Origin of the sequence: Methylobacterium sp. WL103, from assembly GCF_008039885.1 — a bacterium.
GTDB classification, from domain to species: Bacteria; Pseudomonadota; Alphaproteobacteria; order Rhizobiales; family Beijerinckiaceae; genus Methylobacterium; species Methylobacterium cerastii.
The window spans coordinates 1-15,840 of sequence record NZ_VRUX01000051.1 but is presented as its reverse complement, the minus strand read 5'-3'; the positions used below and the strand labels follow the sequence as shown (position 1 = coordinate 15,840).

General features: G+C 63.6%; 12 protein-coding genes. 8 read left to right on the top strand and 4 right to left on the bottom strand.

Annotated elements, in window-relative coordinates:
* Positions 1–101: 101 nt before the first annotated feature.
* The 4 genes from FV222_RS05885 (at position 102) to FV222_RS05870 (ending at position 5,124) form a co-directional block, all read left to right on the top strand.
* Positions 102–524, top strand: a complete 423-nt coding sequence (locus tag FV222_RS05885; RefSeq protein WP_147813424.1) for a hypothetical protein — start codon at positions 102–104, stop codon at positions 522–524.
* 455 nt (positions 525–979) lie between these two features.
* Entirely contained in the window at positions 980–3,124 is a 2,145-nt protein-coding gene (locus FV222_RS05880; protein WP_147813422.1) for an AAA family ATPase, read from the top strand.
* A complete protein-coding gene (locus FV222_RS05875) occupies positions 3,124–3,303 on the top strand; it encodes a hypothetical protein (RefSeq protein ID WP_147813421.1) in 180 nt (59 codons plus the stop codon). Before FV222_RS05880 ends, FV222_RS05875 begins: the two co-directional genes overlap by 1 nt.
* Before the next feature lie 486 nt (positions 3,304–3,789).
* Positions 3,790–5,124, top strand: a complete 1,335-nt coding sequence (locus FV222_RS05870; RefSeq protein WP_147813419.1) for an IS1182 family transposase — start codon at positions 3,790–3,792, stop codon at positions 5,122–5,124.
* A 79-nt stretch (positions 5,125–5,203) separates the two neighbouring features.
* Here the strand turns inward: FV222_RS05870 and FV222_RS05865 are convergent, their stop codons facing one another.
* Positions 5,204–5,491, bottom strand: a complete 288-nt coding sequence (locus tag FV222_RS05865) for a hypothetical protein (RefSeq protein ID WP_147813417.1) — start codon at positions 5,489–5,491, stop codon at positions 5,204–5,206.
* Positions 5,492–5,898: 407 nt separating this feature from the next.
* Between FV222_RS05865 and FV222_RS05860 the strand changes: the two genes are divergently transcribed.
* The 4 genes from FV222_RS05860 (at position 5,899) to FV222_RS05845 (ending at position 12,763) form a co-directional block, all read left to right on the top strand.
* Positions 5,899–9,150, top strand: a complete 3,252-nt coding sequence (locus FV222_RS05860; RefSeq protein ID WP_147813415.1) for an efflux RND transporter permease subunit — start codon at positions 5,899–5,901, stop codon at positions 9,148–9,150.
* Positions 9,150–10,535 carry an efflux RND transporter periplasmic adaptor subunit gene (locus FV222_RS05855; RefSeq protein WP_147813413.1) on the top strand — a complete coding sequence of 462 codons (1,386 nt, stop codon included), beginning with the start codon at positions 9,150–9,152 and terminating at the stop codon, positions 10,533–10,535. Before FV222_RS05860 ends, FV222_RS05855 begins: the two co-directional genes overlap by 1 nt.
* 175 nt (positions 10,536–10,710) lie before the next feature.
* On the top strand, positions 10,711–11,391 hold the full coding sequence (locus FV222_RS05850; RefSeq protein WP_147813426.1) for a response regulator transcription factor: 681 nt from the start codon (positions 10,711–10,713) through the stop codon (positions 11,389–11,391).
* 25 nt (positions 11,392–11,416) lie between these two features.
* The gene (locus tag FV222_RS05845) at positions 11,417–12,763 is read left to right on the top strand and encodes a HAMP domain-containing sensor histidine kinase (protein WP_246685339.1); all 1,347 of its coding nucleotides are present in this window, start codon (positions 11,417–11,419) and stop codon (positions 12,761–12,763) included.
* A 129-nt stretch (positions 12,764–12,892) separates the two neighbouring features.
* Here FV222_RS05845 and FV222_RS05840 read toward each other — a convergent pair whose 3' ends face one another.
* From FV222_RS05840 to FV222_RS30605, 3 genes are all read right to left on the bottom strand, one after another.
* Entirely contained in the window at positions 12,893–13,192 is a 300-nt protein-coding gene (locus FV222_RS05840; RefSeq protein WP_147813409.1) for a hypothetical protein, read from the bottom strand.
* 537 nt (positions 13,193–13,729) lie between these two features.
* Positions 13,730–15,328: a porin gene (locus tag FV222_RS05835; RefSeq protein ID WP_147813407.1), complete on the bottom strand. Its 1,599-nt coding sequence runs from the start codon at positions 15,326–15,328 to the stop codon at positions 13,730–13,732.
* Positions 15,329–15,568: 240 nt separating this feature from the next.
* Positions 15,569–15,840 (bottom strand): hypothetical protein (locus tag FV222_RS30605; protein ID WP_210248454.1); only part of this gene is annotated, 272 nt, incomplete at its 5' end.

The window sequence follows — 15,840 nt, the reverse complement described above, 5'->3', positions numbered from 1 at the left end:
CGCGCCTGGCTCGCCGCGACGCCGGCCGCCGGCCGAGCCTGATCCGAGTTCCCGTGCCGGCCGGGCTCCGCCGCGCATCCCCAGCCAGAGGACTTGAAACCATGACCCGCTTCCCTGCGGCGCGCCCGCGCGCCCGTGTCTCGCTTACCGCCTGCCTCGCGACCTGCCTCGTCGCGTCGCCCGCCCTCGCCGCGGCGGCCCCCGCCGTCGTGCTGCCCTGGGGCGAGTGGGTCGTCGCCTTCGCCACCACGGCGCAGGCGGTGCTGATGCCGCTCCTCGTCGCCCTGGCGACCGGCCTGATCGCCCGGTTCGCGCCGCTCCTGAGCTACGTGCTGTCGAAATCCGTGGTCGAGGGCATGGTCCGGCGGGTCACGGACTATGCGCTCAACGCGGTGTCCGGGGCCGCCAAGGGGCAGGTGCTCACCGTGCCGGTGGGCTCGGCCGTGATCGCGGCCGCCGTCCAGTGTAGTATGACTCAAAAATTTGGTTCTTTTCGCAATTTCATTGCTCCAATGGAGCCATAATTCTATTTCCTCCCATGATTGTGACAGCGACGAATAATTCAAAACGAGATTTTCGGTTGAGTTATAGGTTCAGTTTCTGCCTGCAAACAGCTGCGCACTTTGAGGAGTGATGGCCGTGTCCCACAGCGTGGTGTAGCGTTTTGGAAGCCACCACGATCATCGGCTCGGGCCGGGAGGATCAGGCTGCCAGTCTGCCTTGACCAAAGTTGGGGCGTGAGACAGCCCAGCGGGGGACCGTCGAGTTCATCCACAGGCAAGCCGATAGGATTCGAAAGGGAGCTTGCGGTTTGTTCCTGATTCGTTCTACCTTTTTTTTATCGCCTATGAAGCAGGCGATCTCCTGAAGCCGACGCCCGCCGAGCGCTCCGACTCCGTCGAGCCAGCCGCGTCGCTGCATCCGATCCAGCCATCACGCTGACGGCCGGCGCCGCTGCCCGGCCGTGGGAGATCATGCCATGTCGCCGACCTCGACAACTTTGAACGACCAGCATCGAGACGCCAAGCCGTCAGACACGCTCGCGCGCGCCTTCCTTCGAACCCTCACCCAGGAAGAGCGCAGAAATCTCAAACTTCTCCGCGATGTCGGGTTCGGTCTCGGCCACGACGATGAGGCCGACGATCCGGTCGAGCGGATCCTCGCCAAGACTGAGGGCGAGAAGAAAACTGAGCACGTGCCCATCCCCGCGGATCTCGCGGCGGTAGCCGTCCTCGTCGCTCGGGCGATCGAGGCGGAAGTCGGGCTCGTTCGTCGCCTGCGGCGAGAGGCGCCGGTCGTGGTGATCACCACCCACCTGCCCGATCTCGTCGAGCCGGTTCGAGACGTCCTCGAGAAGTGCGCCTTCCGGCCGGGCGTCAAAGCGATGGACCTGAGCGGCAGCAGGGCTGTCGCTCTGAAATCGACGCAGGCTGGCCTGCTCATCCGAGACGGCTCGTACAAAGAACACAGACCGGATGTCGGGAACCTCACGATGGCCTCGGCACTCCACGCGCGCGTTCCTATCGTCGGATGCGCCCCCGATCCGATACGCCAGCTGCCGCGTGATCTTATGCGCGCTGCAGAGCATCGGATCGTGCTGCCCTGCCTCGATCAGAGCGCACTCGACCTCGTCATCGAAGCGGTCACCGGGGGATGCCCGACCCGGCGCATTGATCCCGAGCTTGTTCGCACCCTCGACATCGCCGATCTGCCGATCGCATTCCGAGGAGCCGCTTCGCCCGATGCCTGTATCGATGCGCTCGCCAGAGTGACGGCAGCCAAGGCCGACTACCTCCAGACGGGGCCTGCGCTGGAAGACCTCGACGGGTATGGTGCGGCCAAGGATTGGGGCCTCGCACTCGCGACCGATCTGCAGGCCTATCGTGTCGGTCGCCTCGCCTGGGCCGACATCGACAATCGGGGCCTGTTGCTGTCGGGCCCTCCCGGCGTCGGCAAGACCAGCTTTGCCCGCGCTCTGGCGAAGTCCGCCCGTATTCCGCTTGTGGCGACATCGGTCGCGGAATGGTGCGCATCGGACTACCTCTCCGGCACCCTGCAGGCGATCCGCCGGGTATTTGCGCAAGCTCGAACCCAGGCTCCCTGCATCCTGTTCATCGACGAGCTCGATGGCATCTCCGACCGTGCACAGATCCGCGGCGATCACGTCCAGTACTGGACACAGATCGTGAACCTGTTCCTCGAGCTGCTCGCCGGCGTCGAGGAGCGGCCGGGCGTGGTCGTCGTCGCGGCCACCAACCATCCCGACAGGATCGACCCGGCCGTGAAGCGGGCAGGACGGCTCGATCGGGAGATCGCGATCGAGCGGCCGGACACGACGAGCCTCGCCAAAATCTTCCGGCATCATCTCGGTGCCGACGAACTTGCCGACGAATCGTTAATGCCGCTCGCCCTGGCCGCTCGCGGCAAGACGGGCGCCGATGTCGAAGCGTTCGTGCGCCGCGCCAAGGGCTCGGCACGTCGCGCCGGGCGCCGGATCGGTCTCGACGACGTCTTGGCTGAGATTCGTCAGGGGCGACTCACGATGGCCCCGGAGGCGCGGTGGCGCACCGCGATCCACGAGGCAGGTCATGCGATCGTAGGTCGGGCGCTCGGCTATGGAGCGATCGTCGACCTGTCGCTTCATGATGGCGGAGGGGAAGCTCAGTTCGAGATGGATGGCTCCGCGACGCTGCCGCAGCTCGAGGCGGTCCTCGCGATGCTGCTGGCTGGAGGCGTTGCCGAGGAGATCGAGCTTGGCGCTGCCTGCATCGGCAGTGGATCCGGCCCAGGCTCTGATCTCGCCCAGGCGACGACGATCGCGCGGGACATCGAACTTCGGTTCGGGCTCGGCAGGCTCGGACCGTTCTACGTCGAGCCCTCGGACAGCCACCTCTTTCTCGTGAACGGCCTTCTCGAGGCGGTAACCGATCGCCTACGACGAGCTCGCGATCGATCCCGCGCTGTGCTGGAGGCACGAGCAATAGAACTGCGGGCTATCGCCTCGGAGCTTGCGGAAGCCGGATACCTCTCCGTCGTGGACGTTGACCGGATCATGCCGATCCACGCCGCTTCTGCGCAAACCGAGCGCATGCCTGTTCCGGCCCTAAACCGAGGAGTTGCGTGATGTTCTCGCTGCCTCCCGACGAACCTGATCTCGGGGACCTCCAGCCTCTGGTCGCGGCCATCGCGGACCTCTGCGAGATCCTGGATGGCGATCGCGAGGCCGTCATCGAAGGCTTGGCCGACATCCTGCGGCGGCGCATCGAGTTCGAGGCCTTGAAGCGGCGCATGAGCTCGCCATAGGTGTAGATCGGTGCGCAAGGCGGACCCACCCGTCATTCGCAGCTAAGTATTTGCGTCAGTCAGTATTTATTTGACCGATTTGGGTTCCGTCTCTGCACTGATTGGTGCCCAATAGGTACCCGCTGCATGATTAATTCTTAAAAAATTGCAGCATGTAGGATGGCAATGGAGCGTGGGGACAGCTTGGACGCCGATCCACAGTCTGTCGCCACCTTAGGCCTAAGCCCTCTGCTAAGTAGCTTGATTGGCCAAAGTCCAGCTGAGTTACTCCCAGGGCCTCCGGAGGTAGATCCGTTCTACCAGTCTCCTCGATCCATGAGGGCTGACCTCGCCGGCAAGATGGGGATGCGCGTGAGCGTAGGGGCTCATACCCATTGAGCGCTGGGAGAGACTTCGAAGGGCCTGGATGCCGATGACCGTCCCCTCATAAGAGCCCGTCCGAGTAATGCTCTCGACGGCGAGGCCAGAGGGTGATTCACTCGGCTCATGTCCAAGGTGTTTCGATCCTGGAATGTGGATCAGGGCTGGTTGCTGCCGCCCTCGCTGCACGAGTTCGTGCCGCCCGGGCACATGGCGCACTTCGTTCGCGACACGGTGCGGGAAGCGCTCGACCTCTCGGCCATCCTCGACACCTACACCGAGGAGCGAGGCTACCCACCCTACCATCCGGGGATGATGGTGGCACTGCTGCTCTACGGCTACAGCCGCGGCCTGTACTCGTCGCGTCAACTCGCTCGGGCCCGCGAGGAACGGGTCAACGTCATGGCGGTGACCGGCCTGAACCGGCCAGACTTCCGCACCATCGCCGACTTCCGCAAGCGCCACCTCGTGGCCCTGTCGGACCTGTTCGTGCAGGTGCTGCGCCTGTGCCGCGCGGCTGGTCTGGTGCAGTTCGCCCACGTGGCGGTGGACGGGACCAAGGTGAAGGCCAACGCCTCTCGCCACAAGGCGATGAGCTACGGACGCATGAAGACGGCCGAGCCGGCGCTGGCCGCCGAGGTCGACGCCTGGCTGGAGCAGGCGCGCGAGGCGGACGCGGCCGAGGATGCGGTGCAGGGCGCGAACCGACGGGGCGACGAGACACCGGACTGGATGGCCGACAAGCAGCGACGGCTGGAGACGATCCGCGCCGCGAAGGCCGCGTTGGAAGCGGAAGCGGTCGATCCGCCCACCCCGGAGGACGAGAGCGGGCCGGGTGCGTCCTCGGGCATGCGCTGGCAGGGTCGACCCCTACGTGGTGAGGACGGCGGTCCGCCAGATCGGGCGCAGCGCAACTTCACAGACCCGGACAGCCGCATCCTGCCCACGCGCGACGGGTTCGTGCAGGGCTACAACGGGCAGATCGCCGTCGATGCCGCGCATCAGATCATCGTGGCGCATCGCCTCGTGACGAACGCCGCCGACGCCCGCGCCCTCGTGCCGCTCATCGACGACGTCCGCGCTCATCTCGGGCGTAAGCCGTGCGAGGTCTCGGGCGATGCAGGCTTTGCCAACGAGGCGAACCTGGCCGCGCTGAAGCAGCGGCGGATCACCGCCTATCTGGCTCCGGGACGGGCGCGTCACGGCGAGGCGGATGCGGCCGGTCGTCGGACGCTGACAAAGACGCCCCTGATGCGTGCGATGGCCGCGCGGCTGAAGCAGGCTGGCCGCCGGAGCCGCTACCGCCTGAGGAAGCAGGTCGTGGAGCCGGTGTTTGGGCAGATCAAGCAGGCCAGAGGCTTCCGGCAGTTCTTGCTCCGGGGCCTCGATCAAGTCCAGGGCGAATGGGCGATGATCTGCACCGCCCACAACCTCCTCAAGCTGGCCGAGGTCGGGCGCTGAGCATGACACAGGCTGGATCGCCCTGATCTCAACCCCAATCTCAATTCGCAAACCCGTTACTCAGACGGGCTACTAGTCTTCAAGGATAGGCGTGCCGCCGGTTCCGTTCGAAGGCCTGCTCGCAGGCCTGATCGAACAGGGCGCAGGGGGGCCTCTCGCCGTTGGGCTCCGTCAGCATCGGCTGACCGCCAATGTCGCCCAGGGAATGTTCCTGCGAATAGCGGGAGCGCGGATCGAAATATGGATCGCTCGTGTAACTGCTCATGAAGGCACCGCCCGCTGGCTGTTCGTTCCGGGCCAGAGCAGAAGTGGCCCATTGCGAAAGGATCGCCAGAGCCGCGAGGACGCGGATGGGCTGTCTCGACATCGGGAACTCCGAACGCGCAAGCCTGCCAAGCCGGCGGCGACGGAGAACGGTGGCTAACAAACCCTGATCAGGCAATCGAATAAACATTTGATCGCTAAAGTAAAATACTCGCTTTTAATTTTAATTTATTAATTAAATATTTGGCTCTTTTGCGCTTTATCCGTCCCTTCGCCTCACGGGCTAGTTGCTCCCCACCTTTTAAAGGCTGTGTGGCGATTTTCTGTTTCAAAATATTTTTAAAAAATCAATCGCGAATTCATTCGTAAGACCTGTCATCCGGCTCTATCTAGCGGTGTACTTACTTCGCTTCGCTCGAAGACCTCCAAGTAGCGCCTTTCCTCTGTTCGTCCGAGCGCGCTTCAGGCGCTGGCCGCATGGTGGGTTGTGCCGGGAAGCCCGATTTATCGATGAATCTTGTTCGGTTCGCCCTGAAATTCCGCAAGAGCTTCTACGTTTTGGCGATTTTGATGGCGTTGGGCGGCGTCGGCGCAATCGCCGTAGCGCCGAAGGACGTGCTGCCCTCGGTCGACATTCCCGTCGTTGTCGTGGTGTGGACCTATAGCGGTCTCGACGCCACCGACATGGTTCAGCGCATCACGAACTACAGCGAGTTCTCGCTGTCTAGCAACGTGAACAACATCAAGCGAATCGAGTCGACGTCCATCCAGGGTACCGTGACCGAGCGGATCTATTTCGATTCCGCCGTAAGCATCGACCTCGCCATGACGCAGGTCGATTCCGCCATGAACGCCATCCGCTCGCGCATGCCGCCGGGCGTGCAGCCGCCGGTGATCATGCGCTTCTCGGCCTCCTCAGTGCCGGTGATCCAGCTTGCGCTTTCCTCGGGCACGCTGCCGCTGACCAAAGTGTTCGATTACGCCCAGTACCGCACCCGCCAGCGCCTCGCCCAGGTGCCGGGCTCGACCTTGCCGTCGCCCTATGGCGGCGCCCCGCGCCAGGTGATGGTCGATCTTGACCTCGCCGAGCTCCGCGCCGTGGGCATGACGCCGCTCGACGTCACCAACGCGGTCCTCAAGCAGAACCTCGTCGTCCCCTCGGGCCTCGCGAAGATCGGTCGCCAGCAATACACCGTGCGGCTCAATTCGAGCCCCCAGCTCGTCGATCAGCTTAACCGCATCCCGATCAAGGTCGTGAACGACCAGCCGGTGCTCCTGCGCGACGTCGCCCATGTCCGCGACGGCTCGCCGCCGCAGACCAACATCGTCCGCGCCGATGGCGAGCATTCCGTGCTGTTGCAGGTGCTGAAGAACGGCTCGGCCTCGACGCTGGACGTAGTCAACGCCGTGAAGGCGGCCCTGCCGGACATCCGCGCGGCCTCGCCCAAGGGCCTGTCGATCACGCCGCTCTTCGATCAATCGGTCTTCGTTTCCGACGCCATCGGCGATGTCGTACGCGAGGCGGTGATCGCCGCTGGGCTCACGGGACTCGCCATCCTCCTGTTCCTGGGCTCGTGGCGATCGACACTCGTGGTCCTCGTCTCGATCCCGCTCTGCATTCTCACCTCTCTGTCGGTGCTGGTGGCGCTCGGCCAGACCATCAACGTCATGACGCTCGGCGGCCTCGCGTTGGCCGTCGGCATCCTCGTGGATGACGCCACGGTGGCCATCGAGAACACTTACCGGATGTTCGAGGAGGGCTATCCCTTCCGCCGCTCGGTGCTGGAAGGCGTGGCGGGTATCGCCAAGCCGGCGCTGATCTCGACACTGGCTATCTGCTCGGCCTTCTCGGCGGTGTTCTTCCTGACGGGCGCCCCCCGCTACCTGTTCGTGCCACAGGCCGAGGCGGTCGTCTTCGCGATGCTCACCTCCTACCTGCTCTCACGCACCCTTGTGGCGATCCTGATCGACGTCCTCGTCGCGCCGGAATATGCAAGACATCATGGTGGGGCGACTCCTGCGCTGGAAGTCGGCCCGCGCCGCCGCTCGCTCCTGTCGCGCCTCCTGGCGCCGCTTGCGTGGCTGCTGCGCTTTCCACTGCGTGTCGCCTTGGCATTCCGCGAGGCCTTCGAGCGCGGCTTCGCACGATTCCACGCTGGCTATGTCGGGTTGCTCGGTGCGGTAATCCGCCATCCGAAGCGGGCGCTTGCCGGGGCAGCCTGTGTCTTCGCCGTGACGGCGGGGCTCTTTCCCTTCATCGGGCAGGACTACTTTCCGCAGATCGAGTCGAGCCAGATGACGCTGCACATCCGCACCCGGCCGGGAATGCGAATTGAGGAGGCGGAGAAGACTTTCGCGCAGGTGGAGGACATCGTCCGGCAGGTCGTCCCGAAGGACGAGCTAGGCCTCATGCTCGACAATATCGGCCTGCCGGCGTCGAACTACAATTACGCGTTCATGGACGCATCCTTCGTCGCCTATAACGACGGACAGATGCTCATCAATCTCAAGGGTGAGCACAAGCCAATCTCGTTCTACGAGCGGCGTTTGCGGAAGGTGCTGCGTCGGGCGTTTCCTTCGGATGTCTTCTATTTCCAACCCGCCGACATCATCACGCAGATTCTGAACTTCGGCACCGTGGCGCAGATCGACGTGCAGGTCTCCGGCCGGCACGACGCCAAGGACCTCGCCGTCGCACGCGCGCTCGTACGCCGGGTCGCGGCGGTGCGGGGCGCGGTGGACGTCCACCTCCACCAGATCGTCGATGCGCCGCAGATGTACGTGAACGTCGATCGCCGGCTCGCCTCGGAGATGGGGGTGAGCGAGCAGACCATCGCCCAGAACCTCAACGTCTCCCTCTCCGGCTCCTTTCAGGTCAGCCCCAACTTCTGGGCCGATCCGAAATCCGGCACGCCCTACCAGCTGTGGGTGCAGACGCCGGAATGGCGCAACGACGACATCGCTCAGCTGATGAATACGCCAGTCTCGGTCCACGGCACCGGAGACGGCCAGCCGGGCATCCCGATCCTGCTCTCGAACATCGCCACGATGCAGCGACAGCCGGAGCAGACGGTCATCAACCACGTCAACACACAGCCGACCTTCGACATCCTCGCCAATGTGCAGGATGCCGACCTCGGAAGCGTGCGCAACGCGGTCGAAAAGATCGTCGCGGAGGAGCAGGCGACCTTGCCCGCCCCCGACAAGATCCATGTGCGTGGCCAGATCGAGAGCATGGAAGGCGCCTTCGCCCATATCGAGGTCGGGCTCGGGATCGCGTTGGTGGCGGTCTACCTGCTGCTCGTCCTCAATTACCAGACCTGGGTCGATCCCTTCGTGGTCATCGCTGCGCTGCCGCTCGCCTTCTGCGGCATCGTGATGAGCCTGTTCCTCACCGGCACGACCTTCTCCATCCCGGCCCTGTTCGGGGCGATCATGTCGGTGGGCGTGGCGAGCGCGAACTCGATCCTGCTCGTTACCTTCGCCAAGGAGCACCGGGAGGCCACGGGCTGCTCGGCCCCCGAGGCCGCGCTGATGGCCGGCAACACCCGGCTGCGGCCGGTGCTGATGACCGCCTCGGCCATGTTCCTCGGCCTGATCCCGATGGCGATCGGCTCGGGCGAGGGCTCGGAACAGAACGCGGCGCTGGCTCGCGCCGTCATGGGCGGCATCGGCATGGGCACGCTCTCGACGCTGCTCTTCGTACCGCTCCTCTACACGCTTCTCCGCCGCAACCCGATCAAGCCCCTTGAGGACTATTGATGAGCCCGTTCATCGAATCCGACGCCGCCGGGAACGACGCCGTGGAGCGGGCGCATGCCCATGCGGTCGAGATCGATCCCCTGCGGCGGGATACGGAGGGCGAAACGCTCGCCCACGCGCACCTTCCCCCGCCGCGCAAGCGCCCGTTTCTGATCGCGCTTCTGGCGCTCGGCAGCGCCCTCGGCCTGGGCGGCTGGCACCATTGGCAGACCTACCGCACGTCGTTGGAGACGCAGGAGGACGTCATCAGCTTCGTACCGACCGTCCGCACCGTGCCGGCCGCCGAGGACGACGAGCCGATGAGGCTGACCCTGCCGGGACAGACCGAGGCTTTCGACCACGCCGACATCTTTGCCCGCGCCACCGGCTACATCGCCGAACGCCGGGTCGATATCGGCTCCCGGGTGAAGAAGGGCGACCTCCTCGTGCGCATCGCCGCCCCCGACCTCGACCAGCAGAAAAACCAGGCCGAGGCACAGCTCGGCCAGCTTGAGGCCCAGCTCCACGTCGCCCATGCCGACGTGGAGCAGGCCAAGGCCAACGTCACCCTCGCCAACGCCACCGACGCCCGGACGTCGACGCTCGCCGGCCAGGGCTGGGCCTCGAAGCAGACTGCCGACCAGACCCGGGCGCAGATGCTCACCGCCACCGCCGCCCTCACCGCCGCCGACGCGAAGGTGAAGGTGGCCGAGGCGAACATCACCGCCCAACAGGCGACCGTCGACCGGCTGCGGACGCTCACCACCTTCGAGAACGTGACCGCGCCCTTCGACGGCATCGTCGTGGCGCGCATGGTCGACGTCGGCGACCTCGTCCATGCCGATCTCGGAAGCGGCGCGTCACTCTTCTCGATCGAAAGCACGGACGTGCTGCGCGTGTCCGTCCAGGTGCCGCAATCGGCGGCGGTCCACATACGCGACGGTGTCCGAGCGACGGTTCAGGTAGCTCAGATGCCGGAGCGGAGTTTCGAGGGCACGGTCTCGCGCAGCTCCGTAGCCCTGCGCTCGTCGGTGCGGACCCTCGACACCGAGGTCGACGTCGCGAACCCGGACGGGGCGCTGCGGCCGGGGCTTTATGTGAACGTGACCTTCGCCGTGCCCCGCGCCCATCCCGGCCTGCAGATCCCCTCCGAGGCACTGATCTTCGATGCCGCTGGAACCCAGGTCGCCGTGGTCCAGCCCGACGATACGGTGAAGCTTCATCCGATCACGATCGCGCGTGATCTCGGCACGACCCTTGAGCTGCGTTCCGGCTTGAAAGGCGGCGACACCGTCGTCCTCAACCCCCCCGCCGACCTGCGCGACGGCAGCCGCATCGTCCCGAAGGGCGGCGTTTCTTCAGGGGAACCCGCTGCCAAGCTCTCCGTGCAGGCGAGCGCGGAGTGACGAAATGGCCGACAACAGCACCTATGCGATAAGCTTTGCCGACGATATGACGCACGCCCCGCACCCCGATGGCACGCCATTTGACACCGACCGCGAAGAGCATAAATCCAGCGGCCCAGCCGAAGCGCCGAGCCTGAGACAGGCTCAGCGTATCCATAATAAAAAGGATAAAAGGATGGCCAACGTTCTCGTGGTGGAGGATGATAAACGTGTCGCGGCCGAAATCGGATCGGCACTGACGGAATACGGATTTCGGGTCGATGAGGCCGAGAACGGATCGATCGGTCTACGTAAGGCGATGGATGGTGACTTCGATGTCATCGTTCTCGACCGGATGCTGCCGGAGATCGACGGCCTCGCCCTGCTTACCAAGCTGCGCGCCGCCAAGGTCTCGACTCCGGTCCTGATCCTGAGCGCCCTCTCGGCCGTCAACGAGCGCGTGGACGGGCTGCGCGCCGGGGGCGACGACTACCTCGCCAAGCCCTTCGAGTTCATCGAGCTGACCGCGCGGGTCGATGCCCTTGCCCGGCGCAAAATGGCCGCCGAGGCGGTGAGCGAACTCGTTGTCGGCGACCTACAACTCGACTTGATCGAGCGTGTTCTCCACTGCGCAGGTCGGGAGATTGAGCTTCTACCGAAAGAGTTCGCGATCATCGAGTTCTTGATGCAGAACGCGGGCGTGCTGGTGAGCCGCAAAATGATCTTCGAGTCAGTTTGGGGCTACAGCTTCAATCACCAGTCGAGCGTCATCGACGTCCATGTCGGTAAGATCCGCAAGAAGCTCGACCCCGATGGGCTGAACCCGCGCATCCATACGGTGCGCAACACCGGCTTCATCCTCCGTGCGTCTGCTTGAGGTCCGCCGCACCAGCGGGTTCCGGGTGGCGTGCCTGTTCTTCGCGACGTTCGGAACTGCCTCCCTCGCACTCTCGGGCTTCCTCTATCTTGACACCCGCAGCTACGGCCGCAAGGCCGCGTTCGAGTGGGTTGGGTGGGAGTCGAAGCATCTCCTGAGTCTCGCGCCCCACGCCCTGCGCGAGCGTATCGATGCCTCGGAGGATTTCGCCGAAGGCGGGCGCCCCCTCGTGCTGTTCGGACCCGACCACGCTCACCGCGCAGGGGCACAGATCCCGTTTCCTGAAACGGCCCCGGTCGGCCGCCCGTTCATCCTGACGCAGCCGGCGGAGCACGGGTCGCGCACCCTGTTCAGTCAGTTGAGCCGCCTTCAGAGCGGCGAATACGTCCTCGTGAGTCGCTCGGCCAAGGATCTGGAAGCCCTCGAGAAGGCCCTCGTCGAAACCTTCGTCTGGGGCATGGCCGCCACCATCGTCATCGGCTTCGTCGGAGCAGTGATCTTCGGCGCCGGATCGCTTCGCCAGAACGACGCCATCACCAAAGCCGTCGAGCGCATCATGCGGGGCGACCTCAGCGAACGCCTACCGACGCGGGGCGTCTCTGCCGACCTCGCGCACCTGACCGGCGTCGTGAACGACATGCTCGATCAGCTCGAGCGGCTGATGTTGGAGATCAAGGGCGTCAATGAGAACATCGCGCACGACCTGCGGACCCCGTTGACGCGAGTGGTGGGCATCTTGGAGCGGTCGCTCCGCAAGGCCGACAGCGTCGAGGCGTTCCGCATCTGCAACGAGGATGTCCTGGCGGAGATAAAGGACATCGTCATCCGCTTCTCCGCGCTGCTGCGTATTTCGGAGATGGAAGACCGCATGCGCCGCTCGGGCTTCACGGAGCTCGACCTCGCCCGCCTGCTGGAGGATGCGGTCGAATACTACGAGCCTCTGGCCCTGGAACGGGATATCGAGCTCCGCTGGGAGCGGCCCGAGGAACCCTGTTCCGTGGAGGGCGACCGAAGCCTGATCTTCGAAGCGGTGAGCAACCTGATCGACAACGCCCTGAAGTTCACACCCGCCGGTGGCGAGGTGAAGGTGGCGCTGATGCGCGATCCTCCAGGTATCCGCATCGACGATACGGGCTGCGGCATCCCGGTCGACGAACTCGGCGCGGTGCGGGAGAGGTACCGGCGCGGGGCGTTGAAGACGGGCAAGAGCGGCTTCGGCATCGGGCTCAGCCTCGTCGATTCCATCGCCCGGCTGCACAGCGCCGCGTTCGACATCGCGAGCGATGCAGGCGGCACCCGCGCCACCTTGGTGTGGAAGCCGGCCGTAACGGCGGCAGGATCCCTCGCTCTCGTCGCGACCCCAATCGCTTGAAGCATCCTCCATCGAGCGATCGCCGATTCGACGAACGACAATGCGGCATCACGAAGGGTAGAGCATTTCCCGTGATCCGAGGATGACGGGAAATGTTCTACGCGGGTGAAGGAGCCGAGCCTCGTGGTTTCAGTAAGCGTCGCCGTAGGCCCGGCGCTGGCGCGACCGCAGGTGGCTCCATTGGCGGTCCGTGGGGATCGATCCGACGATGACCGGGCGCTGCGCTGCGAGCGAGCCGCTCGCTCCTTCTGCGTTCCGCCACATGCCGCCGGAACGGTCGTTGCCCTGTGCGTAGGCGTCGGCGTCGAGGCCATCGCCGCTGGTGCGGATGACGAGTTTCGGGTCGATGGGCTGCTGCGTGTCCGCCGCAGAAGCAGCGCCGGACATCAGGATGGCACCAAGAGAGCAGGCCAGAACGAACGTTTTCATGGTCAATTCTCGTATCGATGGCGTCGCTCGCTGGCGACATGCCATCATAGTGTATCCGACGCTGTATAAATTCAACGTTTTATCAAGTAATAAAATTTTCGACTTGAACTCCGGATTTTAATTTGAAACGAAACTTTAATTCCATTTTAGTGCCAAAGAAAAAGCCGACCGGTTGCCCGGTCGGCTGAGTCTTAGGGTCTGAAGCTTTTGTTCAGTGTCGATCGGCCCCGGTACCTGGACCTGTCGGCTCTGAAACTAAGCGCCTGTTCTGCCGGCTGTGCACTGAATCGCCGAAGAACTATGGTATTTGTAGCAAAACCGCAGTATCAAACAATGAAAATAAATTTTATCATTTAATACCGATTTATCGATTTGGAAACAACAAAGCCCGGCCAGTTGGCCGGGCTTTGTCGATCCTGCGAAGGGGAAGAGAAACCAGAAATCCTTCCGTTCTCCACGGATCTAGGAAAACACCCTGGTTGATAGTTGTGCGGCTCTTTTACCCGCCCAGCCGGTATCAGCGTTGGCGGAACAGGCTCAGAAATCGCGCTGAATACGGAAACGGACCTGGGCCGCATCCTGCGAACTGATGTAGCGCAGGGAGCTCTTGGAGATGTCGGGGGTCACGCCGCTGTTAAGGGCGGTTCGAATGTATTCGCCCTCGACGCCGATATCTAGGTCCTTTACCGGGGTCCAGATTAGGCTGGCGCCCGTGACGATCTGGTTGTTGCCGCGCAGGACGGGGCTCGTGGCGAAGGCTAACGCATTTGCCGCATTAGCTCCGCTTGGCGCGAAACCGAAACCGAGGGCGCCGAGTGCGTTGCGGCCCCGCGTGTTGTAGTCGATCTGCGCGTAGCTACCGAAAACTGCCGAGCGCCAAGTTGGCGACCAGTAATGCAGCAACGAGGCGACGGTTGAGAACGAAGTAGAGAGTTCTAGCTTGCCCGTCGATGGGTTCAATACAGCATCGGAGTAGTATTGCAGGAACGATCCTCCACTCACCGGGGCGGCAGCGAGGGCATCGTACGGCGCCGTGTAGTTGGAGATGCCTGTGTAGCTCATGGCGCCCTGGCCATAGGCGCCTTGAAGGTAGAAGGTGTCCCCCGGGGCGATGAAGGGCAGATTGACCTTCACGGCGCCTTGCACCGCAAACCCGTAGTCGCTGGATGCGCGGCCCGTCGGAGCGATGCCGAGCCCTGCCGTGGCGGTCGCGACACCCGCGACCGTGCTGGCGGCGTCGCCGGCGTTGATCTCGTGCACGGCTGCCGACAACTGCGCCGACCCCCAGGGCTGATCGATTCGAGCGACGCCGACGAAGTCAGGAAGGCGGCTCTTCTGCGTCACGTCCACGAAGGCGACGGTGCCCGGCCCTACGATGATCGGGGCGAGGAACGTGGACGGCGTAAAGGGGTTGAAGGCGTTGCTATAGCCTGCAAATCCGCCCGCCGCCGTGAAGGCCCCAGCGGCAGCGCCGGTGCCGAAGATTGGAAAGCGTCGAAAGGTCGGATCTTCCATCGAAGCCGTCAGGGTGATGCCGTTGCCGAGCACCGCCGAGTAGGCGAGCAGGTTGGTGCTGTAATTGTCCGAACCGGCGGTGCCTCCGATCAACTCGAAGTCGTGGGCGTAGAAGTCGAAGAAGGACGATGCGCGACCGGCAGTGAGGCCGGCGAACTGGATAAAAGCCTTGTCGGCATTCACGAAATCCTGCGTCCGGCCGAAGGCGTCCGCGCCAAGGCCTGGGAAGGCCTGCCCCTCGCGCTGGCGGGAGGCCGAAGTAACGAAGGGGCCGCTGCGGGAGGCGACGTCAAGGCGCAGGAACGCGCGCAACGTGCCGTAATCAGTCTGCGTGCGCGCATCGAGGTTCAATCGGAGGAGGCCGACATAGCCCGACACGTCGCCACCGCTTCCCGTGCGGACCTTGCTGGCCTGATACAGGTAGTCGTATCGTGCGCGCCCCGAGAGGCGGATACAGGTGTCGCTGCCAGGAATGTAGAAGAATCCCGCACCGTAGGCGGTGCAGACGCGGACATATTCGACAGGGACTGCCTTTTTGACTGGAAGATCCGCGGCGTGTGCGCCCCCTCCGATGGCTAACAGGGCCGAGGAATAAAGCAGAATCGTCTTGAGGTTTTGCATTGTGTCCCCACATCCGACGCCATTAGCGCCCGAGCGCCAGCATCGACCCGAATCGGCGCCCAATCGCAGTCCTCGTTAGTAGAAAGGACTATCGTTGCAGTTTTTTGGTGGCTTGGCCGCTTATCGGTCGGCAGCTTGACTATATATTTGGTTGCATTTTTCGACAAATAAAAAGTGATTTATTTAAACAACCGTATTTCGATTTTTAAATAGGATTTTAATTTTATAGCGGGTTTGATTTTATGAGTTTGAAATGGATACCATCTTCCCCGTCATCAGAACGCCGATACCGAAACATAGAAACCGAGAGAATAGATGATAATCGATGCGCATCTTTTGAGATGCTTCGGCCAATGCTTGGACGGCCCTGCGGTCAAGACGGGAGTAGATCTCGTTCGCGGTCGCCAATCCTGGAATTTTCTGGGTCAAGGATTGCTTTGCCATAGCTGTCGACAGCGGATCAGGCAGGTCAGAGGGTGCTTTCCAAGCTCTTTCGGCTCCCGGACTGATGG

Excerpts from the sequence above, each read along its gene's own strand:
- FV222_RS05885 (WP_147813424.1), top strand. The coding sequence starts at position 102 with ATGACCCGCTTCCCTGCGGCGCGCCCGCGCGCCCGTGTCTCGCTTACC.
- FV222_RS05880 (WP_147813422.1), top strand. The coding sequence starts at position 980 with ATGTCGCCGACCTCGACAACTTTGAACGACCAGCATCGAGACGCCAAG.
- FV222_RS05875 (WP_147813421.1), top strand. The coding sequence starts at position 3,124 with ATGTTCTCGCTGCCTCCCGACGAACCTGATCTCGGGGACCTCCAGCCT.
- FV222_RS05870 (WP_147813419.1), top strand. The coding sequence starts at position 3,790 with ATGTCCAAGGTGTTTCGATCCTGGAATGTGGATCAGGGCTGGTTGCTG.
- FV222_RS05865 (WP_147813417.1), bottom strand. The coding sequence starts at position 5,491 with ATGTCGAGACAGCCCATCCGCGTCCTCGCGGCTCTGGCGATCCTTTCG.
- FV222_RS05860 (WP_147813415.1), top strand. The coding sequence starts at position 5,899 with ATGAATCTTGTTCGGTTCGCCCTGAAATTCCGCAAGAGCTTCTACGTT.
- FV222_RS05855 (WP_147813413.1), top strand. The coding sequence starts at position 9,150 with ATGAGCCCGTTCATCGAATCCGACGCCGCCGGGAACGACGCCGTGGAG.
- FV222_RS05850 (WP_147813426.1), top strand. The coding sequence starts at position 10,711 with ATGGCCAACGTTCTCGTGGTGGAGGATGATAAACGTGTCGCGGCCGAA.
- FV222_RS05840 (WP_147813409.1), bottom strand. The coding sequence starts at position 13,192 with ATGAAAACGTTCGTTCTGGCCTGCTCTCTTGGTGCCATCCTGATGTCC.
- FV222_RS05835 (WP_147813407.1), bottom strand. The coding sequence starts at position 15,328 with ATGCAAAACCTCAAGACGATTCTGCTTTATTCCTCGGCCCTGTTAGCC.